The 24,712-nt window shown below is 74.8% G+C and carries 20 protein-coding genes; 8 read left to right on the top strand and 12 right to left on the bottom strand.

The features are described from left to right. Positions 1 to 64 precede the first annotated feature (64 nt). The 6 genes from IEY37_RS18290 to IEY37_RS18265 all read right to left on the bottom strand — a co-directional run bounded on the left by IEY37_RS18290 (position 65) and on the right by IEY37_RS18265 (position 7,495). Positions 65 to 1,480, bottom strand: coding sequence for an ABC transporter substrate-binding protein (locus tag IEY37_RS18290; protein ID WP_188944193.1), 1,416 nt, complete (start codon positions 1,478 to 1,480; stop codon positions 65 to 67). A gap of 92 nt (positions 1,481 to 1,572) precedes the next feature. Continuing rightward, positions 1,573 to 2,409 carry a carbohydrate ABC transporter permease gene (locus tag IEY37_RS18285; RefSeq protein ID WP_188944191.1) on the bottom strand — a complete coding sequence of 279 codons (837 nt, stop codon included), beginning with the start codon at positions 2,407 to 2,409 and terminating at the stop codon, positions 1,573 to 1,575. Beyond that, on the bottom strand, positions 2,406 to 3,347 hold the full coding sequence (locus tag IEY37_RS18280; protein ID WP_229674621.1) for a carbohydrate ABC transporter permease: 942 nt from the start codon (positions 3,345 to 3,347) through the stop codon (positions 2,406 to 2,408). Before IEY37_RS18280 ends, IEY37_RS18285 begins: the two co-directional genes overlap by 4 nt. Then, a complete protein-coding gene (locus IEY37_RS18275; protein WP_188944189.1) occupies positions 3,344 to 4,435 on the bottom strand; it encodes a LacI family DNA-binding transcriptional regulator in 1,092 nt (363 codons plus the stop codon). Before IEY37_RS18275 ends, IEY37_RS18280 begins: the two co-directional genes overlap by 4 nt. 175 nt (positions 4,436 to 4,610) lie before the next feature. Continuing rightward, complete coding sequence (locus IEY37_RS18270; protein ID WP_188944188.1) at positions 4,611 to 6,599, bottom strand: ATP-binding protein; 1,989 nt, start codon at positions 6,597 to 6,599, stop codon at positions 4,611 to 4,613. Then, complete coding sequence (locus IEY37_RS18265) at positions 6,596 to 7,495, bottom strand: AfsR/SARP family transcriptional regulator (RefSeq protein ID WP_188944187.1); 900 nt, start codon at positions 7,493 to 7,495, stop codon at positions 6,596 to 6,598. Before IEY37_RS18265 ends, IEY37_RS18270 begins: the two co-directional genes overlap by 4 nt. A gap of 269 nt (positions 7,496 to 7,764) precedes the next feature. Here IEY37_RS18265 and IEY37_RS18260 point away from each other — a divergent pair, with 269 nt between their 5' ends. Both IEY37_RS18260 and IEY37_RS18255 read left to right on the top strand, forming a co-directional pair. Continuing rightward, positions 7,765 to 8,901: an MBL fold metallo-hydrolase gene (locus tag IEY37_RS18260; RefSeq protein ID WP_188944186.1), complete on the top strand. Its 1,137-nt coding sequence runs from the start codon at positions 7,765 to 7,767 to the stop codon at positions 8,899 to 8,901. A 253-nt stretch (positions 8,902 to 9,154) separates the two neighbouring features. Further along, positions 9,155 to 10,243, top strand: coding sequence for a M15 family metallopeptidase (locus tag IEY37_RS18255; RefSeq protein ID WP_188944185.1), 1,089 nt, complete (start codon positions 9,155 to 9,157; stop codon positions 10,241 to 10,243). Between the two features lie 4 nt (positions 10,244 to 10,247). Here IEY37_RS18255 and IEY37_RS18250 read toward each other — a convergent pair whose 3' ends face one another. Together IEY37_RS18250 and IEY37_RS18245 are read right to left on the bottom strand one after the other, a co-directional pair. Then, positions 10,248 to 11,075: an alpha/beta hydrolase gene (locus tag IEY37_RS18250; protein ID WP_188944183.1), complete on the bottom strand. Its 828-nt coding sequence runs from the start codon at positions 11,073 to 11,075 to the stop codon at positions 10,248 to 10,250. Positions 11,076 to 11,151: 76 nt separating this feature from the next. Continuing rightward, a complete protein-coding gene (locus IEY37_RS18245; RefSeq protein ID WP_229674620.1) occupies positions 11,152 to 11,913 on the bottom strand; it encodes a GNAT family N-acetyltransferase in 762 nt (253 codons plus the stop codon). A 211-nt stretch (positions 11,914 to 12,124) separates the two neighbouring features. Between IEY37_RS18245 and IEY37_RS18240 the strand changes: the two genes are divergently transcribed. Then, complete coding sequence (locus IEY37_RS18240; protein WP_188944181.1) at positions 12,125 to 13,135, top strand: helix-turn-helix transcriptional regulator; 1,011 nt, start codon at positions 12,125 to 12,127, stop codon at positions 13,133 to 13,135. A gap of 142 nt (positions 13,136 to 13,277) precedes the next feature. On the opposite strand, the gene IEY37_RS18235 is transcribed toward IEY37_RS18240, so the two are convergent. Both IEY37_RS18235 and IEY37_RS18230 read right to left on the bottom strand, forming a co-directional pair. Then, positions 13,278 to 14,594, bottom strand: coding sequence for a sensor domain-containing phosphodiesterase (locus IEY37_RS18235; RefSeq protein WP_188944179.1), 1,317 nt, complete (start codon positions 14,592 to 14,594; stop codon positions 13,278 to 13,280). A gap of 214 nt (positions 14,595 to 14,808) precedes the next feature. Continuing rightward, on the bottom strand, positions 14,809 to 15,798 hold the full coding sequence (locus IEY37_RS18230) for an HD domain-containing protein (RefSeq protein ID WP_188944177.1): 990 nt from the start codon (positions 15,796 to 15,798) through the stop codon (positions 14,809 to 14,811). Between the two features lie 278 nt (positions 15,799 to 16,076). Between IEY37_RS18230 and IEY37_RS18225 the strand changes: the two genes are divergently transcribed. Further along, positions 16,077 to 16,589, top strand: a complete 513-nt coding sequence (locus IEY37_RS18225; RefSeq protein WP_188944175.1) for a hypothetical protein — start codon at positions 16,077 to 16,079, stop codon at positions 16,587 to 16,589. A 141-nt stretch (positions 16,590 to 16,730) separates the two neighbouring features. Further along, positions 16,731 to 17,435, top strand: a complete 705-nt coding sequence (locus tag IEY37_RS18220; protein WP_188944173.1) for a GAF and ANTAR domain-containing protein — start codon at positions 16,731 to 16,733, stop codon at positions 17,433 to 17,435. Between the two features lie 151 nt (positions 17,436 to 17,586). Here IEY37_RS18220 and IEY37_RS18215 read toward each other — a convergent pair whose 3' ends face one another. Then, positions 17,587 to 18,303: a GAF and ANTAR domain-containing protein gene (locus IEY37_RS18215; protein WP_229674619.1), complete on the bottom strand. Its 717-nt coding sequence runs from the start codon at positions 18,301 to 18,303 to the stop codon at positions 17,587 to 17,589. A 566-nt stretch (positions 18,304 to 18,869) separates the two neighbouring features. Between IEY37_RS18215 and IEY37_RS18210 the strand changes: the two genes are divergently transcribed. The 3 genes from IEY37_RS18210 (at position 18,870) to IEY37_RS18200 (ending at position 23,144) form a co-directional block, all read left to right on the top strand. Continuing rightward, on the top strand, positions 18,870 to 19,829 hold the full coding sequence (locus IEY37_RS18210) for an alpha/beta hydrolase (RefSeq protein WP_188944169.1): 960 nt from the start codon (positions 18,870 to 18,872) through the stop codon (positions 19,827 to 19,829). Between the two features lie 118 nt (positions 19,830 to 19,947). Beyond that, positions 19,948 to 20,664 (top strand): alpha/beta fold hydrolase, encoded by a 717-nt coding sequence (locus IEY37_RS18205; RefSeq protein ID WP_188944167.1) that lies wholly within the window; start codon positions 19,948 to 19,950, stop codon positions 20,662 to 20,664. A gap of 164 nt (positions 20,665 to 20,828) precedes the next feature. Next, the gene (locus IEY37_RS18200) at positions 20,829 to 23,144 is read left to right on the top strand and encodes an ATP-binding protein (RefSeq protein WP_188944165.1); all 2,316 of its coding nucleotides are present in this window, start codon (positions 20,829 to 20,831) and stop codon (positions 23,142 to 23,144) included. Positions 23,145 to 23,239: 95 nt separating this feature from the next. Here the strand turns inward: IEY37_RS18200 and IEY37_RS18195 are convergent, their stop codons facing one another. Then, positions 23,240 to 24,607, bottom strand: coding sequence for a glycosyltransferase 87 family protein (locus IEY37_RS18195; RefSeq protein ID WP_188944163.1), 1,368 nt, complete (start codon positions 24,605 to 24,607; stop codon positions 23,240 to 23,242). Between the last annotated feature and the right edge of the window lie 105 nt (positions 24,608 to 24,712).

Genomic DNA, 24,712 nt, shown 5'->3' with positions numbered 1-24,712 from the left:
GTGTCCGGTCGGACCGGGTCCCCGGCGGCGTCGCGCCACCGGGGACCCGGGATGCGGCACCGGGTCAGCCGACGGCCGACCAGCCCTGCTTCAGGGCGTCGACGAGTCCCTGGTCGTCCAGCGAACCCGCGAAGTACTTCTGCAGCGACGGGATCATCGTCTGCGTCTTCCACTTCGGGTAGCCGTTCGCGGTCTGGAACGGCGCCGGCACCAGCTCGGTGGCGGTGGCCAGGATGTTGGTCCACCCGTCGGCACCCTTGGTCTGCGCCAGGATCTCGTCCCTGGCCGCCTGGGAGGACGGGATGAGCCAGTCGCCCTGGCCGACCGCGGCGAGGTTCTTGGCCGACAGGAAGTAGTTGATGAACTCGGCGGCCTCCTTCTGGTGCTGCGACTGCTGGGTCACCGACAGGGTCTGCGGGTCGGCGCCCTGGTGCGCGGAGGAGCTCCCGGCCAGCGGCGGCAGCACGGTCCAGTGCAGGTCCGCGGGACCGGAGTTCTTGATCGTCTGGGCGATGTAGTCGCCGCCGACCACCATCGCGTACTTGCCGGCGAAGAAGCCCGGCAGCGTGTCGGAGCCGCCCTGGGTGACGCTGGTGGCGTCCAGGTTCTTGTCCGTGATCATCTTCTTGATCCGCTGCGGCACCTGCAGCTCGTTGGCGCCGACGTCGAACGACGGGCTGTTCGGGTCGCCGGAGAAGAACGTCCCGTCGAAGCCCAGGCTCAGGTTGAGCACCGTCGCTGCCGGCGACTTGAGGCCCCAGCCGAGCCCGGCGTGGCCGCCGGTGGTCAGCTTGGCGGCCAGGGCCTGGAAGTCGTCCCAGCTCAGGCTCTTGCCGGTGGGAACGGGGACGCCGGCGGCCTTGAACTGGTCGGTGTTGGCGAACACCACGTACGACTGCAGCAGGGTGGGTTCGGCGTAGACCTTGCCGTCCACCGTCACCGTGTCCCAAATCGCCTGCGGGATGGACGCCTTCACCTGCGGGTCGATGTACTGCGAGATGTCGGCGAGGTAGCCCTGCTTGATGTAGTCGGTGATCAGGGACGCCTGGAAGTCCATGATGTCGGGCGCGGTGCCGCCCTGCAGCTGCGTCGTGTACTGGTCGCCGGCGCTGTCCGCGCTGCCCTGCTGCAGCGTCACCTGGATGTCCGGGTGGGACGAGTTCCAGTCGGCGACGATCTTCTTGACCGCCGCGACGGTCGGCGGCTGGAACGCCAGGCTCTCGAACGTCAGCGTGACCGGCGCCCCGCCGGATCCACCCGACCCCGACGAGGACGAGGCCTCGGACGTGGCGGCCGCCGAGCCGCCGGACGCGGCGCCCCCGGTGGAGCTGCCGGTCGCCGACGAGGACGTGCCGGCGGCGCCGCTGGACCCGCTGCTGGTGAAGATCGAGGATCCGCTGTTGCCGGACCCGCACGCGGTCAGCACCAGCGCGATGCCGCCGAGCAGGGCCACGGCGGCGGTGGACGAAGGGATACGCATGCGTTCTCCTCTGGGTTCCGGCAGCTCTGCCGGGTGGACGGACACGACGACGGGACAGGACGGTTCGGGACGGACGGGAGCGGCTGGACGGGTCAGCCCTTGACGGCGCCGGCGAGCAGTCCACCGGAGAGCCGCTTCTGCAGGAACAGGAAGAACACCAGGCTCGGTACGGTGGCCAGCACCGACCCGGCGGCCAGCGGGCCGAGCTGCAACTGACCCTCGGAGCCGACGTACTTGGCAAGCGTCAGGGCCAGCGTGCGCTTCTCGGTGGTGCTGATGAGCACCAGCGCGAAGAAGAACTCGTTCCACGCGGAGATGAAGGCGAACATGGCGGTCGCCACGATGCCGGGCGTCAGCAGCGGCAGCACGACGCTGAACACCACGCGGAACCGGCCGGCTCCGTCGACGGCGGCGGCCTCCTCGACCTCCTGCGGCACGGAGGCCATGTACCCCATCAGCATCCAGAGCGCGAAGGGCAGCGTCCAGACGACGTAGACGACGGTCAGCCCCGGCAGCGAGTCCAGCAGCCCGAACGACTTGAGCAGCAGGAACAGCGGGATGACGATGAGGATCGTCGGGAAGACCTGGCTGATCAGGATCCACAGCGTGGCCGCGGTGCGGGCACCGTTACGGAACCGGGTGAGCGCGTAGGCGGCCGGCACCGACACCACGATCACGATCACGGTGGCGCCCACGGAGGTGAGCACGGAGTTCAGCGCGGACCGCAACAGCCCCTGGTCGGTGAGCGCGATCCGGTAGTTGTCCCACACCAGCGACCGCGGGATCAGGCTCGGGTGGATGGACGCCAGTTCCCGGGCGCCCTTGAGCGAGATCGACACCAACCACAGCAAGGGGTACCCGAGGAAGAGCAGGTAGGCCAGCAGGGCCAGGTACTGGCCGGCCCGGGTCAGCGGTCGCGTGCGGTTCACCGTGACCTCCGCAGCCGGCTCGGCAGGTACGCCAGCATGATCAGCAGGATGAGCACGACCATCACGTCGGCCATCGCCGAGGCGTAGCCGAAGTTCCCGTACCCGAAGGCCTCGTGGTAGGCGAACAGCATGGGCAGCATGGTGTTCCCGCCCGGGCCGCCCGCGGTCAGCACGTACACCAGCCCGAACGAGTTGAAGTTCCAGATGAAGTCGAGCGAGGTGATGGCCGCGATGATCGGGTACAGCTGCGGCAGCGTGACGCTGACGAACCTGCGCCAGGTGCCGGCGCCGTCCACCGCGGCCGCCTCGTGCAGCGTCGGCGAGATGGACTGCAGCCCGGCCAGCAGGGTGACGGTGGTCTGCGGCATGCCGACCCAGACGCCGATGACGATCACCGTCGGCAGCGCGGAGTTGGCCTGCCCGAGCAGGTTCAGAGTGCCCTCGCCCAGGTGCAGCAGCCGGATGGACTCGTTCAGGCTGCCCACCGTGGGATCCAGCAGCAGCCGCCACATGATCGCCACGATGACCGGCGGCATCGCCCACGGCACCAGCGCGAGGGTCCGGGCCAGCCAGCGCAGCCGCAGGTCGGCGTTGAGCAGCAGGGCGAGCCCGAGCGCGGCGAGGAACTGCAGCACCGTGACGCTGACCGCCCACACCAGCCCGATCCGGAACGACTGCCAGAACAGGGCGTTGTGCGCCAGCTTGGCGAACTGGTCGAAGCCGACGAAGTTCGTGGTGACCCGGTAGCCGGCCCGGGCGTCGGTGAAGCCCAGGTAGATGCCGCGCACCAGCGGGAACACCGACAGCAGCAGGATCGGCACGGCGGCCGGCAGCAGCAGGAAGAGGCCGGAGCCGCTGCGGTACAGCCATCGCTGGAAACGCCCGGCGCCGCGCGGCGGCGGGGTGGGCGGCGCGGAGAGCGTCATCGCGGAGGTCATCGGTGCTCCTGCTCGGCGGGGCCGGCGTGGGGGTCGGCGGCGGCGGTCGAGGGCTGTGCGGTGGGATGGCCGGCGCCGACCGGCTCCGCGGAGCCGGTGGTCGACTCCCGCACCTGCAGGCGCGGGACCTCCCGCAGGCGCCGCAGCGGCGCCTCGGGGTCGGCGAGCCGGCGCAGCAGCAGCCGCGCCGCCATCGCCCCCCGACGCTGGGCGCCGAGGGCGACGCTGGTCAGGGTCGGCGTGCTGAACGCGGTCACCTCGGAGTCGTCCACCCCGACGACGGCCACGTCCTGCGGCACCCGGCGCCCGCGCCGGTGCAGCGTGTGCATGGCCGCGATGGCCAACACGTCGTTGGCCGCGAGCAGGGCGTCGAAGTCCGTGCGACCCAGCAGCCGGTCGAACGCGGTGAGCGCGGCCTCGTAGGTCCACGCGTCGGTGACCGACTCGAGCTCCGGGTCTCCGGGCAGCCCCAGAGCGCGGGCCGCGGTGCGGAATCCGGCGAGCCGGCGGGTGCCGGGATTGGTGTCGACCGGCCCGCCCAGGAAGGCGACCCGACGACGCCCGAGCCCGTGCAGGTGCTCCAGCGCGAGCCGGACGCCGGACGACGAGTCGACCGTGACGTTGTCGAGCCGGGCACCGCGGGGCAGCGTGCCGATGACCACCACCGGGATCGGCGAGGCCTCCAGCACCTGGACGAGCTCGGCGTTGATCCGGAGCGGGCAGATGATCAGGCCGTCGGCGTACCCGCGGGAGACGGTGTGCAGGGCGGTCGAGGTCCCGAGGTCGGCGTCCGAGCCGATGGCCGAGATCTGCAGCCGGTAGCCCGCGTCCCGCAGCACCCGCTCCACGCCGCGCATCATGTCGATGTAGGCGGGGTTGCCGAGGTCGTCGACGACGAGCGAGACCTGTTCCGTGCGGCGCATCTTCAGTGACCGGGCGGCCAGGTCCGGCAGGTATCCCAGCTCGGCGGCAGCCTTGCGGATGCGGTCGGCCGTACCCGGCCGCGCCGGGTGACCGTTCAGGACGCGCGACACCGACGCGACGGAGACGCCCGCCTCGCGGGCCACGTCGGCCAATGTCGACCTCATCGTCGTCCTGCCTGGAAACGTTTACGAGAACGTTTGCAGCATGATGGTCGCGGCCGGAGGTGTCAAGCGGCACCGGTGCGGTGGCGCTGCGGGCCGTCGCAGCGGATCGGGCCGAGGCGGTGGTTCCGACCGTGGGGGACCATCGGAAGCCGTGCCGGGGGGACGGCCGGACCGCCTAGAGCCAGTCCTCGACCCGGATGCCGTCGGCGGCGGACACGATCCGCTCCCCCGCCGCCCAGGCAGCGGCGAACGACACGTCGGACAGCCGCCGGCGGGCACCGTCCAGCAGCTCAGCGGTGCCGGGATGCCCGGGCCACGGCGCCCCGGTCCGCCGGGCGCGGGTGGCCGACGCAGCCAGACAGCGCACGGCATCGGCCGGTCGGCCCGCGGCGGACAGGTGGGCGGCCCGCTGCTCCAGCACACCGCCCGTGTTGAGCGCGCCGATGGCATCGCTTTGCCGGAGCGCCTCGGCCGTCCAGTGCAGCCCCGCCTCGACGTCGTGCAGGAACAGCGCGGCGATGCCCGCGGTCGCGCAGACGAACAGCAGGGCCTGGCCGTTCTCCCGGATGCCGTCGCGGCGCAGCAGCTGCTCGGCGCGATCCAGCGCGCGCTCCGGCGGCCCGGCGAAGAGCGCTGCGGCCGCCAGCACCGCCTCGGCGATCAGCGCCTCGTAATCCGCGCCGGCCGCGACGCAGCGGTCCAGTGCCACGCCGGCGACCCGGGCGGCGTAGGCCCAGTCGTCGCCGACCCAGCCGGCGGACGCGACGTCGACGAGCAGGCCGGCCGCCTCGGCGGCACGCTCACCGGTCACCGCCGCGAGCACCGGCACGCTGCGCTCCAGGTGCGGCCGCGCGTCGCCGGGCCGGCGGGCGATGGACAGCACCGCGCCCAGGGCGGCCGCCGCGGCCGCGGCGGGGAACGGCGAGCAGCCGGGATGGGCGACGGCGGCCGCCAATCGGCGGCGGCCCTCGACACTGCGGTTGCGGTCGTACCAGTAGCCGACCATCCGGCTCGCCAGCAGTGCCCCCCGGTCGCCGGCCGGGGCCGCGAACATGCTGTCCGCGGCCGCGGCGACGGTGGCGGCGTCGCGGTCCAGTGCCTCGTAGTGCTCCCGCTGGCCGGGCCGGCCGCGGCGCGGCCCGGTCGCCACCAGCCGGCTGACCCACCGGTCGCGGCGGTCGAGCGCCGCGGCCTCGTCTCCGGCGGCCCGCAGCCGCTCGGTCGCATCCGCCCGGACCGGGACGAGCTGCCGGAAGCGGGTCCGGCCGGTGGATGTGCGCTCCGTCGAGGTGGGGTCGGCGTCGGTGTGGTCGACGGAGAGCATCGACCGGTGCACCAGCCCGCCGAGGGCGTCCATGACGCCGCCGGGTGACAGCGGCGGCGTGCCGGCCACCGCCTGGGCGGCGGCCAGGGTGAAAGGCCCGGCGAGGACCGCGATCCGGCGGTGGACGACCTGCTCCGCGTCCCCGCACAGCCGGTGGCTGGCGTCGACGGCGTCGGCCAGGGTCCGGTCGCGCCGGTCGCTGCGCGCGTCCCGGGTCAGCCCCCGGGGATCGTCCGCGACGCTGTCGGCGATCTCGGACAGCGAGAAGGCCCGCGCCCGGCGGGCGGCGAGCTCGATGCCCAGCGGCAGGCCCCCGACGGAAGCGCAGATGCGGCAGATGTCGACCACCGCGGCGGGGTCGGGATCCGCCCCGGCTCCGGGGCCGGTCCCGCGACGCCAGCGCTCCACGAACAGGCGGACGGCGGGCAGTGCGGCCGCGTCCGGTCGGTCCCCCGGTGCCACCTCCAGCGGCGCGAGCCGGTGCACGGCCTCCAGGTCCAGGTCGAGCGGCTCCCGGCTGGTGGCCAGGACCGTCACCCCGGGACACCGGGCGGCGACCCGGCTCACCAGCGCGGCGACCCCCGGCACGACCTGCTCGCAGTTGTCCAGCACCAGCAGCACGGTCCGCGGTGACAGGGCACGGACGACGGCGTCCACGGGATCGGCACCGGCCATCTGCACGCCCAGCGCGGACGCGACGGCCACCGGCACGCCGTCGTCGACGGTGACCGACGTCAGGTCCACCCAGCCGGCGCCGTCCGGATGGCGCTGCCGGCGGTTCCAGGCTGCCGCAGCGGCCACCGCGGTCTTACCGACACCCACCGGCCCGGTGAGCGTCACGATCGGGACCCGGTCCAGCAGGTCGTGGACGTGCGCGAGATCGTCGTCGCGGCCCCACAGCCGGCCACCCGGGGCGGCAGGCGCACAGGGCCGGCGAGCCCGCCGCCGGACGCCACGGCCTGCGCTCCCGACCCCTGCAGCACCGGGTCCTGCGCCAGCACGGCGGCGTGCACGCCGGTCAACTCCGGACCCGGTCGTACGCCCAGCTCCGCGGCGAGCAGGGCCCTGGCATCGGCGAAGGTCGCAAGCGCGTCGGCCTGCCGCCCGGCCCGGTAGAGACCGAGCATGCGCTGTGCCCACAACCGCTCCCGGAACGGATGGTCGCGGAGGAGGGGCAGCACGTCGGACGCCGCCTGCTCCGGACGCCCGAGGTCGAGCAGTGCCTGGATCCGGGTCTCGCGCACGTCCAGGCGGACGGAGTCCATCCGGTGCCGGACCGAGGCCACCCAGGGCGCGTCGGCGATGCCGTCGAACGGGACCCCGCGCCAGCGCTCCAGTGCGCGGTCCGCCGCCTCCAGGGCCGCGCCGGGATCCCCGGCCCGCAGCGCCGAGGCCGAACCGGCCGCTCCGGCGGCGAAGGCGCGGGAGTCGACCTCCCGGTCACCCGCCACGATCCGGTAACCACCGGGCTCGGTCCGCAGCACCTCGCCCGGTCCCCGCGCCTCCCGATCCGGGTCCAGGATCCGGCGCAGCCGCCACAGCAGCGAGTCCAGCGCCGCCTCGGCGCGGACCGGCGGCGACCCGGTCCACGTGGCCTCGACCAGCCGGTCCACCGGGACGGCGTCACCGGCGTGGGCGACCAGCACCGCCAGCAGCGTGGACAACCGCCGCCCGGCGATCCGGAGCGGGACACCGTCACTCTCGACCCGCAACGGACCGAGATCGCGGAACTGCACGGCGCGACGGTAGCCTCCGCGCGGCCGCTCCCGGAAGGTCACCGGCGGCGGACACGGCGCCGACGCGGTGGAAGTGCTGCACGCCCACGGCTCACCTCGGCTGCCGGCCGGTCCGGGTCGACACCGGACGTCGGGACGACCGTGCCGGAGGGCACTCACCCGACGCTCGCACGTGCCCCGTCGAGGCGTGAGAGCGCGCGGTGAGTCGTCGCCCTAGCGTCGGGAACGACAGCCCGCGACGGCCGGGCGGCGAGCGGAGGGGCCAGGACATGGCACTGGGCGACACCATCGGGATCGACGACCGCACGGTGCTGGTACTGGGTCAGGAGCTCGACGTCGAGGGTGGGCAGCCGGACGTCGCGAACGCCCTGCTGCACCGGGTCGACGACACCTTGTTCCTGGTCGACACCGGCGTGACCGAACGGTTCCGGGACGCGGTGACCGCCGCGGTCGACCGGGTCGGACCCTGGCAGCGCCTGGTCGTCCTGACGACGCACGGGCACGTCGACCACGTCGGCAACAACGACCTGGCCGACGACCTGGCACAGCAGCGCGGCGTCCCGGTCGAGCACCACCTTCCCGCGCGGGACCTGCCGCAGCTGCTCGACCCCGAGTCCTACTGGGTGCAGTCGTTCTCCCGCATCGCCGGCGTGGTGCCGCTGCCGGCTCCGCCGCGCCTGGTCGGGGACCGGGTCGTCTCGCTCTTCCAGCCGCTGCGGCCGTTCGGCCTGTCGACGCGGACCTACGAGCAGCGGCCCCTCGAGCGCATCCGCGTCGGTTCCCAGCGGATGACCGGATGGACCTTCGCCGACGGTGCCGTGCGGGTGCTGCGCACCCAGGGCCACTGCGCCGGGCACGTCGTCGTGCACCTGCGCGACAACCGCCTGCTGCACCTGTCCGACGAGGGCAACGGCCCGTGCGGCGTCATGCACGACGCCGACCAGTTCAAGCTGCAGGCCGCACTGGGTGCGGTGGCCGCCATGGTCGACGAGGGCGAGGTCACCACGCTGACCGACGGTCACAGCTTCGAGGTCGCGGATGCCCGGCAGGCGGCGGACCGGGTGGACGCCCTGCTGGAGCAGGCGATGATCCTGCAGGAGCGGGCGCTGACCCTGCTCCCGGACCGGGGCCCCGTGCACCCCGGCGAGTGGGTCGAGGGCTACGCCGGAGCCGTCGCCGAGCTCGAGGTGGGCGGAGCGAACCCGAACGCCTACTTCACCGGCATGATGGCCGTCAACCAGCTCCGCGAGCTGGGTCTGCGACCGGACGACGACGGCGCCCACGCGGCGTGGCGCCGACCCGACCTGGTCACGCCGCGGCCGCCGGCCGGGACGCCGCGGGGTCTGGCGCTGGTCCCGGCAGCGGTGTCGATGGCGGCCTGGAAGATCCGGCGGCGCGACCGCTGACCCGGGCCGCGGCCCGCGGACCGGCGCGGACCGGCGCGGACCGGCGGCTGTCACGGAGCGTGACCCCGCTCGGCGTCCTGATGAACCCCGTGGTGGATCCGGTGATCCCGCCGGCGCACGGTTCCCCGCGTGGCGCAGCGCTTTTACCATGACAGGTATCCGGCAACGGCCAGGCGGACATCCGTGTCGCCGGTCCTGCATGACGGCCGGCAGCAGATCACCTGTGTCCGTTCGCCTGTGGAGGAAGCCTGTCGTGGGAGATCCCCGTCTGTCCGGAGTGTCGCGACGCACCCTGATCCGCGTCGGCGGGGTCGGGCTGGGTGGAGCCCTTCTCGGTGCCGGGCTGGCGCTGCCCGCGTCGGCGGACCCGTCGGCACCGACCGCGCACGGTGCCGACGGAGCCCCGGCGGGCGATCCGCGGGTCGCGGGCCGTGCCACCGGCACCACCACGGCCGGCGCGGCGCCGGCGGCGACCCCGATGACCTCCTACAACGGCTGGACCGTCGGCACGCCGGGGTCGAGCATCGGCATCGCGCCGTACGCGGTACCGGGCACCTCGCTGACCCTGCAGCTGCGCTCCGGCGACGTCGGCACCGTGCTGTCCTACTTCGCCGGCCGGTTCCACACCGAGGTCGAGAAACTGCAGCCGTGGCAGTGCGGCGGCTACGAGTACCGCAGGAACGTCAACAACCCCACGGTCTGGTCGAACCACGCCTCCGGCACGGCGATCGACCTGAACTGGGAGCTGCACCCGAACACCAAGGCGGGCACCTTCTCCCCCGCGCAGCTCGCCGCGCTGCGCCGGATCCTGGAGTACACCGGCAAGGTCGTGTACTGGGGCGGCGACTACAGCCGCACCAAGGACGAGATGCACTTTGAGATCAACGTCGGCCCGGGCAGTGCGGCGCTCGCGGAGCTGGTGGCGAAGATCCGGTCGGACGCCCGGGGCACCGTCGTCAGCCTGCGCGCGCAGATCAACGACCGCCTGGTCACCGCCGAGAACCGGGGAGCCGACCCCTTGATCGCGAACCGGACGGCCGCCGGCCCGTGGGAGAAGTTCGACATGCTCTTGCTCGGATCGGGCCGGGTCGCCCTGCGGGCGCACGCGAACGGCCGGTTCGTCTGCGCCGAGTCGCGGGGCACCGAACCCCTGATCGCCAACCGCACGACGGTGGGCCCGTGGGAGACCTTCGTCCTGGTGCGCAACTCGGACGGCACCGTCTCGCTCCGAGCGGTGATCAACGGCCGCTACGTGACCGCCGAGTCGCACGGCCGCGCGGCGCTGATCGCGAACCGGACCGCCATCGGGCCGTGGGAGCGCTTCGCCCCGATCGGCTTCTGAGCCGTCAGCTCTCCCCGCAGCCGGCGGCGTCCGCCACTGCCCGCACCAGCGCCGGCCCGTCGGCCAGCACCGGGTCGTCGTGCCCGGCACCGGCCACCTCCACCAGTGTCCCGTCCGGGGCCGCGGCAGCGACCTCGCGACTCTGCGCCGGGTCGACCAGCGTGTCCCGCGTCCCCAGGACGACGGTCACCGGCACGCCGATGCCCCGCACCGTGGCCAGCAGCGGGAACCGGTCCCGCAACAGGAGCCGGACCGGGAGGAACGGGTAGGCGTCGGCGGCCACGGCGGCGAGGTCGGTGAACGGCGAGCGCAGCACCAGTGCGCGCGGCGGGTGCCGAGCGGCCAGCTCGGTGACCACCGCGCCGCCGAGGCTCTCCCCCAGGTACACCAGGTCGGCGTCGGCGAAGCCCCGGCCGGCCAGGAAGCGGCGCGCCGCCAGCGCATCGGCGGCCAGGCCGCTCTCCGACGGTGCACCGGGATTGCCGCCGTAGCCGCGGTAGTCCAGCAGCAGCACGCCGAGCCCCGCGGCGGACAGGGCGCGCAGCAGCGGCGCCCGTCCGGAGCGGTTGCCCCCGTTCCCCGGCGCCACGAGGACGGCCGTGCCGCACCCTTCGCGCGGCGCGACGTACCAGGCGCCCAGCGCCAGGCCGTCGTCGGTGGTCAGGGTGACGTCCGCGGCGCCCGGCACCAGGGTGCGTGCGGGCGGCACAGGCGAGCGGTCGGCCGGGAAGACCAGCCGGCGCTGGAGGATCCACAGCAGTGCCAGCAGGACGGCGAGCAGGACGACGACGACCAGGACGACGCGCAGCGCGGTCCCCGCGGCACGCGGCATGCCCACCACCACCCCGTCGGTGCGACGCCGCCCGTCGTCCGGGGCGGCTGGCCCCATGGTGCCCGCCGGGCCCGGGTCAGCAGCCGACCACCGGGCTGCCGCCTCTGCCCGCACCGAAGTCCATCCGCAGGACCACCCGGCGCGGCGTCGGGTGGGTGACCTCCCGGAAGCCGGCCTCCTCGAACACCTGGCGGGCACCGACGTGCAGCTCTCCCCAGGTGACCGGCCGGCCGGGACGGGTCACCATCCCGTAGGCCTCGACGGCCCGAGCGCCGTGGGCGCGGGCGTGGTCGGCCGCCGCCCGCGCCAGCACGTAGGTCAGTCCGCGGCCGCGGTGCCCGGTCCGCACCACCAGGCAGGTCACCGCCCACACCCCGTCGTCGTCCGGGTCGGTGTCCCGGCCGGCCCAGGGGATGCGGGACGACCGCAACTTCGGATACGCCGTCCGCGGCTCGACGGCGACCCAGCCCGCCGGCTCGCCGTCGACGTAGCCGACGAGCCCGCTGGTCGGTCCGGGTCCTCCACGGTCACAGCCGGTCTGCTCGCGGAGCGCTGCCGTGCGTTCGGCGAGCGTGGTGTCCCGCCAGATCCAGCCCGGCACCTTGAACCGCTGACACAGGCAGCGACCGGCGTCGCTGCGGCACAGCACCGCCAGGATGTCCGCCCAGGACGCCTGGTCGGCCGGCACCACGGTCACCTCCGCGGCGGTCAGCGGCGGGTGCCCGCTCGGGTTCACCGGCAGCCCGTCCCGCCGTCGCCCGGCGTCACCGGCGGATCCGGGCAGGCGCCACCGACCGCCACCGCTGCGACCCGCACCGGGGACCACACCGGGGACCACGGAGGCACCGTCACTGTCGCCGGCATCGTCGTCACCTGTCTCTCTGGGTCGTTTCCCTCCGGCCGCACCGCGCGGCACGGTGGGGTCCGGGGCGGGATCCGCACGCAGCTCCCGGCTGCGGAGCACCGCCGCGCCGGTCGCAAGGCCTGCCGGCCCGCCGACCAGGTTAGGGTCGCTTCCGGACGACCTGCTTCCGGATGGGCGGATCCCTGTGACGGCCGATGCCAGCCCCACCTCCCGCGCGCTGATGGTGCTGGAACTGCTGCAGGGCAGTCCCGGGATCACCGCGGACCGCCTCGCGGAGCGGCTGGGGGTCACCGGCCGTGCCGCGCGGCGCTACGTCGCCGTGCTGCGCGAGGCCGGGATCCCGGTGGAGTCGGTGCGCGGCCCGTACGGCGGGTACCGGCTGGGCCGCGGCCTGCGGCTGCCGCCGCTGGTGTTCACCTCGACGGAGGCGCTGGGGCTGGTGATGGCCGTCCTGGACGGGCACCACCAGGCCGGCGCGACGACCGACCCGGTGGGCAGCGCGCTCGGCAAGATCATGCGCGCGCTGCCGGCGGCGGTGGCGGCACAGGCCGAGGCGGTCCGGCGGATCACCGCTGCGGCACCGGACCGGGCAGCGGTGCGACCGGACCCGACGACGACGGCCGCCCTGGTGCAGGCGTGCGCCGACCGGCGGAGGGTGCGGCTCGGATACCGGTCGGAGGCGGGTACGGAGTGGGTCACCGACGTGGACCCGTGGGCCGTCGTCGTCCGGCACGGCCGCTGGTACCTGGTGTGCCGCTCCTGCCGGGCGGATGCGGTCCGGGCCTACCGGGTGGACCGGGTGCGGTCCGTGGAGGGCGTCGACGCGGTGTTCGACGTGCCCGAGGACCTGGATGCCGTGGCGCTGCTGGAGGAGAACCTGGCCGAGGGCTGGGAGTTCACCGCCGACGTGCTGATCCAGGCGCCGACGGCGGAGGTGGTGCAGCGGTTGCCGCGCTCGCTCGGCAGGGTGCAGCCGGTGGACGACGACACCTGCCGGCTGGTCGGCACCACCAGCAACCCGTGGTGGTACGTCGAGCAACTGGCCGCGATCCCCGTGCCGTTCCGGATCCTGGGGGGACGCGAGATCCGCCACGCTGCAGCGGCCGTCGGGGAGCGACTGACCGCCGCGGCCGGGCAGCCCGCGGGTGCCCCGGCCGAGCCGCCCGGGGATCGCGCGGCACCGCCGCACGTCTGACACCGCGGCGCGGTCAGAGGTTCGGACACCGCGGCCCCGCCGCAACATCGGACACCGCGGCCCCGCCGCAATATCGGACACCGCGGCCCCGCCGCAACATCGGACACCGCGGCCCCGCTGCACATCGGACACCGCGGCGGGGTCACCGTCCGGCGCCGTCGCCGGAGTCCGTGGCCGACCGGTGCAGCCGGACGGGCAGGAACGGGTAGCGGACCATGCGCTGCACGACCTCCGGCGGCCGCGGCGCCGACCACAGGTACCCCTGGCCGTGTTCGCAGCCGAGCCGGTGCGCCTCCGTTGCCTGGGCCGGCGTCTCGATGCCCTGCAGCGCCACCCGGACGCCGAGGTCGGAGGCGAACCGGGCCAGCGCCCGGATCCTCGCCGACCCCGCCGGCGTGCCGAGCCCGGCCGCCAGGCTCCGGTCGATCTTGATCCCGTCGACGGCACCGTGCAGCAGCAGTGGAAGGGGCGACTCCTCGCCTCCGACGTTGTCCGACCACACCCGGTAGCCCAGTCGCCGGAACCGTTGCACGGACTCCGCTTCCAGCTCCGGCGCGCGGCCCGTGCCGGTGAACTCCAGGTCCAGGGCCGCCGGCTGGACGCCCAGCGACGTCGCCACCTCGTGGACCGCGACGGCCGCGCCGGGGTCGCGCAGGTGCCGGCCCGACAGGTTGACGGTCAACCGCAGGGCGGGACGCCACCGGCGCCAGCGCAGGACGTCCGCCAACGCCGCCCGCAGCACGGCCAGGTCCAGCTCCACGACGAGGTCGCTGTCCTGTGCGGCGGGCAGGAACGAGCGCGGGGTCCGGACCACGCCGGAGGGCTGTGTCCACCGCGCCAAGGCCTCGTAGGCGACCGTCCGCCGGCTGCCCAGGTCGACGATCGGCTGGTACCAGGGGCGGATTTCGCCGGCCCGGACCGCCGACAGCACCTCGGCCGCCGTGGCGGACGCGGCGCCGGTGGGGTCCCGGCGGCGCAGCAGGTCCCACTGGTCCTCCAGGACCGCCGCGGCGTGCACCAGTTGACCGACGAGACCGTCGGCGACGGCCCGGGGTCGTGCGTCCACGACGCAGACCGACCCGACGACGTAGGACTCGCGGCTGCGGATCGGCGCGCCGGCGAAAGACCCGACCCAGCCGTTGCGGACGTGCGGGAACTCCCGGAAGCGGCGATCCGCCCGGGTGTCGGCGACGGCGAGCGGGCGCCCGGTACGGACCACCGTGTCGCAGATGGCCTGCGCGCGCGGCATCGTCGGGACGTCGTCGACGCCGACGGCGCTCACCGTGTACTGGTCGGTCTCCTCGAGCAGGTTCACCATCGCCACCGGGAAGGCGGTGGCGTCCGCGGTGAGCTGCAGGGTCGACCGGAACCGATCGGGATCGGCGTCCGCCCGGTAGCGGCGCGCGGTCCGGGCGCGGCCGGAGTCGTCCCCGGCGCACCCCGCTGCGGACCCCGCCATCTGCCTCGTCCCGTCGTCCCTGCCCGACCCGGCCGCGGCGACGCCCGGCGGTGTGCTGCGGGCGTCGCGTTGCGGACACCGTCCGCCGCACGTACCTCTACGGAGGGTAGTAGCCCGCACCCCTGCCGGCGCGATTCCGCCGGTCGGCCACGCCGGTGCCGGCCGCGCGAGGGCGGAGCCGGTCCAGGGCATCGGGCGGGTGGCGGACGTCGGGTCAGTCCCGGGCGTCGTCCTCCGTGTCACGCGGGTCTGCGTCGTGCGCCTCCTGGCAGTGCTCGGCGAGTGCGTCGTGCAGGGCGGGCCAGGCGGGCGGCGGGCCGGGTACCCACCACTGCTCCAGGCGCTCCCGCACCGCTGCCGGTGGATCCACGGCGACCACCGGGACCGCCGCAGGGTCGGCCGGAACGGGGCCGGTGACGGCCGCCGACAGCACCCGAACCCCGTCCTGGTCGCAGCGGGTGAGCAGCGCGAGGTCGCAGACGGCGGCGTGTGGCCGGCGGTCGAGGACGTCGCGCAGCACCGCCGTCGCCTGCTCCGCGCTGCTCTCGTCGAGGACGCCCTGGAAGCGGACCAGGGTCGTGAAGCCCAGCTGCACCGGCGTGACGGCGAGCCGGCCGGGCCGGGGGCGGGCGTCATCGGCCCGCCGCAGCGTCCGCACCACGGCGGCGTAGGTGTCGATGCGTGATTCGCCGCGCGACCGGGCGACCACACTGTCAGCCCCGTGCCGGTCCAGGATCTCCTCGAAACGCGGTCCCGGGTCTACACTCTCGCCGGTCGGTCCGGACGTGGCATCGGCGTAGTCCAGGGCGTCCGCCACGGCACCGTGGGGCCGGGCGAACCGGGCCAGCCGGTCGGTGAGCCCGCGGTGGCGGGCTTCCACCGCCGCGCCGGAGTGGTGGGCGACGAGCCGCGCGAGTTCGTCGGCGCCCTGCTCCGCCAGGTGCCGGGCACCGTCCAGTGGGTGGAACCCGGTCACCGCCAGGGCCCGGCTGTAGCCGATGTCGTGCAGGTAGGCCGCGGCGATCAGCAGCGGGCGGTCGGCGAGGTCGACGCCCACCGCGGCCCACCGGGCGCTGTCCGCGACCTGCCGGGTGTGCGCCCAGCGGTCGGGCAGTGCGGCCAGCAACCGGGCCGCCTCGGCGGCCGCGCGCTCGACGATCGCGGGGTCGGCGGGTGGCGGCCAGCGTGGGGACGGGACGGGCACCGGGCGATGCTGCACCGGCCCGGCGAACAGGACGTGAACTGCAGGCCAGCAGGAAGCGGCGGCGGACGGGCCGCGCCGGTGTCCGCGTGGGGGCGGCGGTCCGGCGGCCGGCACGGCGGTCCCCGGCCGGTCCGGTATCAGCCGCAGCGCAGGGGTGCTCCATCACGGCACCGGCGCGCGCGGGCCCACATCACGGATCCCGGTGGGGACGGCCCGCCCGGATCCTCCACGGCGACCGGTGCCGGCACCGGTCCCCACCACACAGAGAGGTGATCCTGATGGACATCACGGCACCCGTCGGACTCGGCGGCTCGGAACTGCACCAGGCCGTCCGCGCCGAGGCCGACCGCATCGTCCGGGAGACCAAGGGCGACGTCGCCGCCCAGACCGCTGTGCTCTACGGCATGCTGCGTCGGCGCGGCCTGCTCCAGGACGACGAGGTCGAGACGCTGTCGGCACTGGCCCGGCTCGGCGCCGGAACCGCTGACGGCGACGGCGACGCGCGCACGGCCTTCTTCCGGGCGCGCGACGTGCACAGCGCCCTGCTGGCGAGCGGGACGGCGAGTCCGGTGGCGCTGGCCCTGGCGTCGTCGGCCGTCGGCTCGTACTCGGTGGAACCGGCGCCGGGCGGTTCCGGCGTGACCGTCTACGCCAAGAACCAGGGCGAGTGGGAGAAGCGCGGAGCAGCCCTCGGCGCGCTGATCGGGGCCGACTGGGGCGCGGGTGGTGCGGCGATCGGCGGCCTGATCGGCGGTGCGGTGGGGGCGGCCGTCGACAAGTGCGTGTCCTGAAGCCTGGGTCGAGGCGTACGACACTCACAGCGCGACGCCCCCCGTCCCGGTAGGCCCGAGGACGCTCGACGCCGGTCGGGAGGACGGGCCGACGACCGGGAGTACACTCCGCTCTGCCTTCCGCCACCTGAGGAGACCTGCGTGAGCGACGATCGTCGGTTCAGCGAGATGATCGCCACCGTCGCCCGCGACCTCGCCGCGGAGCCGGACCTGCAGCACACCCTGCAACGGGTGGTGGACCTGGCCGCGGAGCACCTGGGCAACGACGCCTACGTCGGCGTGTCGATCGTCCACAAGCGGGGCCGGGTGGACACGCCGGCGAGCAGCGACGACCGCGCGGCCCGCGCCGACCAGCTGCAGTACGAGCTCGGCGAGGGCCCGTGCCTGGATGCCATCTGGGAGCGGGAGACCTTCGGGATCGGGGACCTGCTGCACGAGGACCGCTACCCCCGCTGGGCGCACCGGGTCGCCGAGGAGACCGGGATTCGCAGCAGCCTGTCCTTTCAGCTGTTCACGTCCGAGGACACCCTCGGGGCGCTCAACGTCTACTCGCCCCACCCGGCCGGATTCGCCGACCGGGGACGCGAGGAGGGGCAGGTCTTCGCCGCCCAGGCCGCGATCGCGCTGCAGAGCGCCAGGACCGAGGACAACCTGCGCACGGCCTTGGCGACCCGCACGCTCATCGGCCAGGCACAGGGCATCCTGATGGAGCGCTACCGGATGACCGCCGACCAGGCGTTCGACGTGCTGCGGCTGGCCTCCCAGCGCAGCAACGTCCTGCTGCGCGATGTCGCCGACCGCCTGGTGCAGACCGGCGAGACGCCGGCGGTGGAACCGAGCGACTGACTGTCCGTCCACGCACGGCCGGCCGGTTCGGGCGGTTCGGGCGGCCCGCTGCAGGACCGCCCGAACCTGGACCGTGCAGTGCCCCGGGACTCCGCGCCGTCTGCAGCGTCCGGTACCCCGCACCGGTCGGAACAATCGCCGGCCACCGTGGTCAGGTCCCGGGCAGGGTCCCGGTGGAGACCAGCTGCCGGGCTACGTCCCGCAGCTTGGTGTTGGCACGCTGCGAAGCCCGGGTGAGCACGGTGAACGCCTCGTCCGCGGTGATCCCGTTGCGCTCCATGAGGATGCCCTTGGCCTGCTCGATGACGGCCCGGGAGGCCATGGCGGCCCGCATCCCGGCCAGGTCCTGCCCGGCCTGCACGCCCAGCCGGGCGTGCCCGACGGCGAGCGCCACCCAGGACGCGACCTCCTGGCCGAACTCGACGTCCGTGTCGCCGAAGGCCTCGGGACGCGTCGCGTAGTTGTTCACCGCGCCGATCACCGCGTCCTGGAAGGGCAGCGGCACGGACAGCGAGCTGCGTACGCCGATCGCTGCCGTGTGCCGGGCGTAGTCCGGCCAGCGTTGCTCGGTCCGCATGTCGTCGACGACGAAGATCTGGCCGGCCCGCCCGGCGTCCAGGCACGGTCCGTGGCCGCGCTCGTACTGCAACTCGTCGGCGTCGATGGCCAGCTGACCGTCGAAGGCGGCGGTGTGGGCGTCGTCGCCGCGCACCAGCGTGATGGACGTGGCCTCCGCCCCGGGCATCGCACGACGCGCGATGCCGGTGATCTCGGTGAGCACGACGGACAGGTCGCGGCCGACGACGACGACGCGCGCCAGTTCCTCGTGCAGGGCGGTGAGGTCCGCCATCGATCCGGTGTCCTCCATCGAACGGTGAAGCTGCAACATACCGGGCGACGCCGCCGGCGCACCCGTGGCGACGGCCGGCACCGGGACCCCGGCGGCGGTGCGGCCCGCGGACGGTGCGGCGGGCCATGGGACGCCGGCCGCCCGGCCGCCGGCGTCCGACGTCCGGCGCGGCGATCCTGCCGGGGGTCGTGACAAACCGGCGGGAGTGATCTACGGTATGCGCACCCCACGGGGGACGCGCCTCTGGGGCGCCTTGCCAGGTTCGATTCCTGGGTCCTCCACCACCGGCCGCGCGAGCCGACACCGGTCGAGTCACCCGGACTGCTGGCTCTGCCCACCGCCTCGCCCCGGCTCCGCCCTGCACCATCGGCGTTCCGCGCGGCTGCCCGAGGCCGATCCGACCGGACGCCCGGCCGCCGCAGACACCCGAAATCCCGCTCGCTCGACGTCGGCGGGCGCCGCTGCCGTCCCCGGCGCGGGTCGGTCGCCGGTTCTTCCTGCTGTTCTGCATGGTCCGCCGGGCGCCCTGCTGGTCGGATCGGGCGGGGACCACCCCGGTCCCGACCCCGAGGAGCAGGAGACCCATGACCGACGTCGTCCCCGTCCTGGAACCGGCCGCGCAGGAGTTCGCCGACGCGACCGACGCACCTCCGTACCTGTTCGACCTGCCGATCGAGGAGGGCCGCCGCACCGTCGACTCGGTGCAGGACGGCGACATCCCCGCGCCGGCCGTCGACGTCACCGACGTGACCGTCCCCGGCGGCCCGTCCGGCCAGGTGTCCGTGCGCATCTACCGCCCGGCCGGCAGCACGGGACCCCTGCCGGTGGTGCTGTACACGCACGGTGCCGGCTGGGTCTTCGGCAACGCACACACCCACGACCGGCTCGTGCGGGAGCTGACGGTGCGGGCGCAGGCGGCGACCGTGTTCACCGAGTACAGCCTGTCCCCCGAGGCGCGCTACCCCACCGCGATCGAGGAGATCTACGCGGCGTTGCAGTGGATCGCCGGCTCCGGCGCCGAGCACGACCTGGACCCCGCGCGGATCGCCGTCGCCGGGGACTCTGTCGGCGGCAACATGTCGGCGGCGGTCACCCTGCTGGCCAAGCAGCGGGGCGGCCCGCGGCTCACCGCGCAGCTGCTCTACTACCCGGTCACCGACGCGGACTTCGACACCGGTTCCTACCGGCAGTTCGCCGAGCACTACTGGTTGCGACGCGATGCCATGCAGTGGTTCTGGGACCAGTACATCGCAGATCCCGCGCAGCGCAGGGAGATCACCGCCTCACCGCTGCGGGCGAGCACCGACGACCTGGCCGGCCTGCCGCCGGCGCTGGTCGTCACCGGTGAGGCGGACGTGCTGCGGGACGAGGGCGAGGCCTACGCCGCCAAGCTGCGGACCGCAGGGGTCCCGGTGACCGCGGTCCGCTATCTGGGCGCCATCCACGACTTCGTGATGGTCAACGGCATGCGTGACACCCACGCCGCCCGGGCGGCGACGGCACAGGGCGGCGAGTTCCTCCGCGCCGCGCTGCACGACCGGTGATCCGGCCCCGCCGGGCCCCGGCCGCCCGGCTCGCCACCGTGACTCCCGGGGGCCTTGGAACGACCGTCACCGCCACCACCGGCACCACTGCCATCCCCCGCCCGAACAGGAGCACACCGTGACCCCCTCCCCCACCGTCGTGCTGGTGCACGGCGCCTTCGCCGACGCGAGCAGCTTCTCCGCCGTCGTGCCGCAGCTGCTCGGCGACGGGCTGCGCGTCGTCGTCCCGGCCGTCCCCAACCGCAGCCTGGTGGGCGACTCCGCCTACGTGGCCTCGGTCGTCCGGCAGATCGACGGTCCGGTGCTGCTCGTCGGGCACTCCTACGGCGGAGCGGTCATCACCGTGGCCGGCGCCGAGCCGAACGTCGTCGGACTGGTCTACCTGGCCGGGTACGCCCTGGAGGAGGGCGAGAGCCTCGGTGAGCTGCAGGGCGGCTTCCCGGACTCCGACCTGGCGGCCGCGCTGGTCTACCGGCCGTACCCGGTCGACGGCGGCACCGACGGGACCGACGTGTACGTCGACGTCGACGCCTTCCCCGCCATCTTCGCGGCCGGCGTCGACCCGGATCTCGCCGCGGTGCTGGCCGTGTCGCAGCGGCCGCTGGCCGGCGCCGCCTTCGCCGAGAAGGCACCGGTCGCGGCCTGGAAGACCAGGCCGGCCTGGGGGCTGGTGGCCGCCGCCGACCGGACCATCAATCCCGAGGTCGAGCGCTTCGGGTACCGGAGGGCCGGCATGACCGTCACCGAGGTCGACTCCTCGCACCTGGTGATGCTGGCCCATCCGGACGAGGTGGTGCGGCTGATCCGCGACGCGGTGCGCAGCACCACCGGCTGACCCGCCGGGACGCCGGGAGCCCGGGTCGCCGGCTCCCGGCGTCGGCCCCGGAGCGGGCACGTCGCCGCTCGGCGCGACCCGGCCACCATCCCGCTGCCGCTACTGTCCACGCATGTCCGGCAGGCCAGCAGGCGTTCCCGCGCCCGGACCGGCGGTGCCGAGTCGTGGGCGCTGACCTGGGCGCGCTGCTGCGCCGCCACCGGCAGGCGGCGCGGCTGACCCTCGAGGCGCTCGCCGAGCGGTCCGGCGTGAGCGCCAGGGCGATCAGCGACATGGAACGCGGCCGGGCCAGGGGCCCGCAGGCCAGGACGATCGCCGCGCTCGCCGATGCACTGCGGCTGGCCGGGGCGCCCAGGGAGGCGCTGCTGACGGCGGCCCGGGACGGCCGGCTGCGCCGCTGGCCCGACCTGCCCGGTGCCCGCGACCTGCCACCGCGCGCGCCGGACTTCGTCGGCCGGCACGCCGAGCTGGCCGACCTCGAGCTGCTCGCCGACCCGTCGACGCGCTCCCCGCTGGTGGTGATCGCCGGAGCCGGCGGGCTGGGCAAGTCGGCGCTGGCGGTCGAGGCGGCGCACCGGGTGGCGCCGGGCTACCCGGGCGGCGTGCTGCACCTGGACCTGCGCGGGCTGGACCCGCACCCGGCCGAACCCGGCGACCTGCTGGGTCGGGCACTGTCCGGCCTGGGCGTCCGGGACGTCCCGTCGGGCGTGCCGGACCGTGCCGCCGCGTACCGCCGCGCACTGGCCGAGCACCCCGTCCTGGTGGTGCTCGACAACGCCAGGGCGGAGGCACAGGTGCGTCCGCTGCTGGCCGGCGAGGGCCGGAGCACCGTGGTGATCACCTCGCGCCGGTTGCTGACCGGTCTGGCGCACGCCCGGCGCACCGCCCTGCTACCCATGCCGGAGGACGACGCCGTCGCCCTGCTCGCCCTGGCCTCCGGCGGCGCCACCGCCGCGGGGCCCGAGCACGACGACGCACTGCGGCAGGTGGCCCGACTGTGCGGCCGGTACCCGCTGGCGCTGCGCATCGCCGCCAATCGGCTGTCGACGCGCCCGGCGTGGACCGCCGCCGACCTGGCAGCCCGGCTGGGCCGCAGCGAACGGCGCCTGGCCCAGCTGGTGGCCGGGGACGTCGAGGTGGCCGGCGTCCTCGCCCTGTCCTACGACCAGCTCGACGCCGACGCCCGCCGGCTCTTCCGCCGGCTGTCCCTGATCGCGGCCGGCGCCGACCCGGAGACCGCCGCGGTGGCCGCCGATCTGCCCGTCGGCGAGGTCGAGCTGCTGATCGACGAGCTGGTCGAGCTGAGCCTGCTGCACGCCCTGCCGGGTGACCGCGCAGGTTTCCACGATCTCGTCGCCGTCTACGCGGCCGAGCGGCTGGCCGCCGAGGAGCCGCCCGAGGACGTCCGGGCGGCGACGCTGGCCGTGCGGTCGTGGTTGCTGAACACCGCCTGCGCCGCCGGCCGGCTGTTCGAGCCGGATCCGGTGGCTTCGGTGCCCCCGCAACCTCGCCGCACGTTCCGCGACCTGTCCGCGGCCGAGCGCTGGCTCACCGTCGAGGCGGACAACTGGCTGGCCGCGTTCCGGGCCACCGCGGACGAGGGGGACCACCGGACCGTCGTCGCCGTCGCCGAGTCCATGCACTGGTACTCCGACCGGCGCTCGCACTGGAGCGGGTGGCTCGAGGTGTACGGCCGGTCCGCGCGGGCCGCGGAGCAGCTCGGCGACCGCCGACTGGAGGCGGTGCACCGGAACTACCTGGCGTGGGCCCTGGTGGTGCACAAGCGGTACCAGGAGGCGACCGAGACCGTGGCACTGGCTGCGGCTCTCGCCCGCGAGGCCGGCGACGTCCGGCAGGAGGCGTGGGCGCGCCGGTACGCGGCCGAGCTCCGCGAGCGCCGCGACCTGATGGACGCGGAGACCGAGGAGCACCACCGCCGTGCCGCCGAGCTGTTCGAGCGGGCCGGCGATGTCGAGGGCTCGCTCGGATCGCTCGGCGGCGTGGCCCGGCTGCTCGGGGCGGCCGGCCGGCACCGGGAGGCGCTCGCCCTCGGCGACCAGGTGCTCGAACGCATCGCGGCGCACCGGACACGGATCCCCGACCACATCCTGGACTGGGAGGCCAGCACGGCGCTGCGGGACAAGGCCGAACTACTGCTGCGGCTGGGGGACCTGCCGGCCGCGGAGTCCGTGGCGCGCGAGACCGTCGCGGTCGCCGAGCGGCTCGGCGTCCCGTTCCACCACGGCGGCGCCCTGCGGGTGCTGGCCCACGTCCTGCGGACGCGCGGCGACGTCACCCAGGCCCGCGCCGCGTTGCTGCGGGCCCGGGAGCTGTTCGACGCGGGCGGGCGACCCTTACGGGTGGCCGAGGTGGACCGCGACCTGGCCGACCTCGACCGGACACCGTCCGGACCGCCGGCTGCAGTCGCCGAAGGACCGCCCCGCACCACCGAGGTCGGCCCGGCTGACGGCAACCCGTGAGTGCGGCGACCCTCCCTACAAGGACATCGACGTGGTGATGCGGGACGCCGCGGACCTGGTGGAGATCGACCACACGCTGCGGCAGCTGGTCAACGTCAAGGGCGACTGACCGTTCGGCCGCCGGAGGGTGCCGAGTCGGGCGGCAGCGCACCCGGCGAGCCGTCCGGCGGCGCCAGCCGGGCGGCGGCGGTCGTCCGGGAGCCGGGACGGTCGCCGTCCGTCTGCCGTTCCGGCGGCCCCGTGCGGTCGGCAGGCTCCGTGGCCGCCCCGACCGTGCCGCCGTCCGGCAGCTGCGGCGCGTCGAACAGCCGCGTGACGGGCCGGCCGCTCGCCGCCCGGAACTGCTCGAGCAGCGCGACGCCCAGCAGCGCCCACGGCAGCCAGGACAGCCAGCGCAGCAACTCCACGTGCGGCGCCTCCGGCAGCAGATAGGCGAGGGCCGCCCACCCGCCGGCGACGACGGCGTACCCCAGCCGCACCGGCCCGGACAGCGCGAACATCCACGGCAGCACCCACATCAGGTACTGCGTCCCGAACCCGGCCGTGCAGACCAGGGCGGCGCACAGCACCCCGAGGGCCCGCACCTCGGGCGGCCGGCGGCGCAGCAGGTAGAGCGTCGCGGCCACCCCGGCGAGGAGCAGCAGGGAACCCACGGGACCCAGCGGGGACTGGTAACCACCCTTGACGGCGAGCAGCTGGACCGCCGCGGCCGACCAGGTCCACAGCGACACGTAGGACGAGTAGCTGGTCATGTGCAGCACGTCCGGCACGGGGTCGGTGTCCAGGAAGAGCACGCCGGAGAGCAGGCAGAGCACCGGCACCACCGCGGCGCCGGCGACGATCGATCCTGCCCGGCGCAGGTTCCGCACCGGCAGCACCGCCACCAGGATGACCACCGGCCAGGTCTTCGCCGCGACCGCCGCCCCGAGCAGCACGCCGCCGAGCACCGGATGGCGCCGGCGCAGCACCAGGACGCCGCCGACGGCCAGGGCCAGCGCGATCGGCTCGACCTGGCCGTGCAGCGAGACCACCAGCAGCGACAGCGGATTCACCGCGTACTGCAGGGCGCGCAGCCGGTGCCGGCTCGGCGCGATCCGGGACACCAGCCAGATCAGCACCAGGTCGGCCAGGATCGGGACGATCTTGACGGCGTACACCCAGGGCAGGCCGGTCCGGTACTCCACGGCGTGGATCCACGGCATGAACTCGAGGAAGTTCCACTGCCGGCCGGGCAGGTTGTGCACCGGATCCCGGCCTTCGAGCACCAGGCGCGCGGTGTCCCGGAAGTACGCGGCCACGTCGTGCGGGGTGTACGCGAACGAGGTGCCGGCGGCGTAGCCGACGCGCAACACCCCGCCCACCGCGATCGACACGGCGACGGTCGGCGCGGTCCGCAGGCGCCCGACGAGCAGCATGGCGGCGGCAGCGGCCGCCGGCAGGATCCAGGCCAGGACGGCCACCACGACGGCGTGCCTACGCCGTGGCGACCGCGGGCAGCACCGTGACGGGGATGGGTCGGCGGCGGCGTTCGCGGGTCAGGATCCACAGCGCCTCGACGCCGTCGCGCC

The sequence above is a fragment of the Nakamurella endophytica genome (assembly GCF_014646215.1).
Classification (GTDB): Bacteria; Actinomycetota; Actinomycetes; order Mycobacteriales; family Nakamurellaceae; genus Nakamurella; species Nakamurella endophytica.
This window is presented reverse-complemented; position numbering and strand designations above follow the sequence as displayed.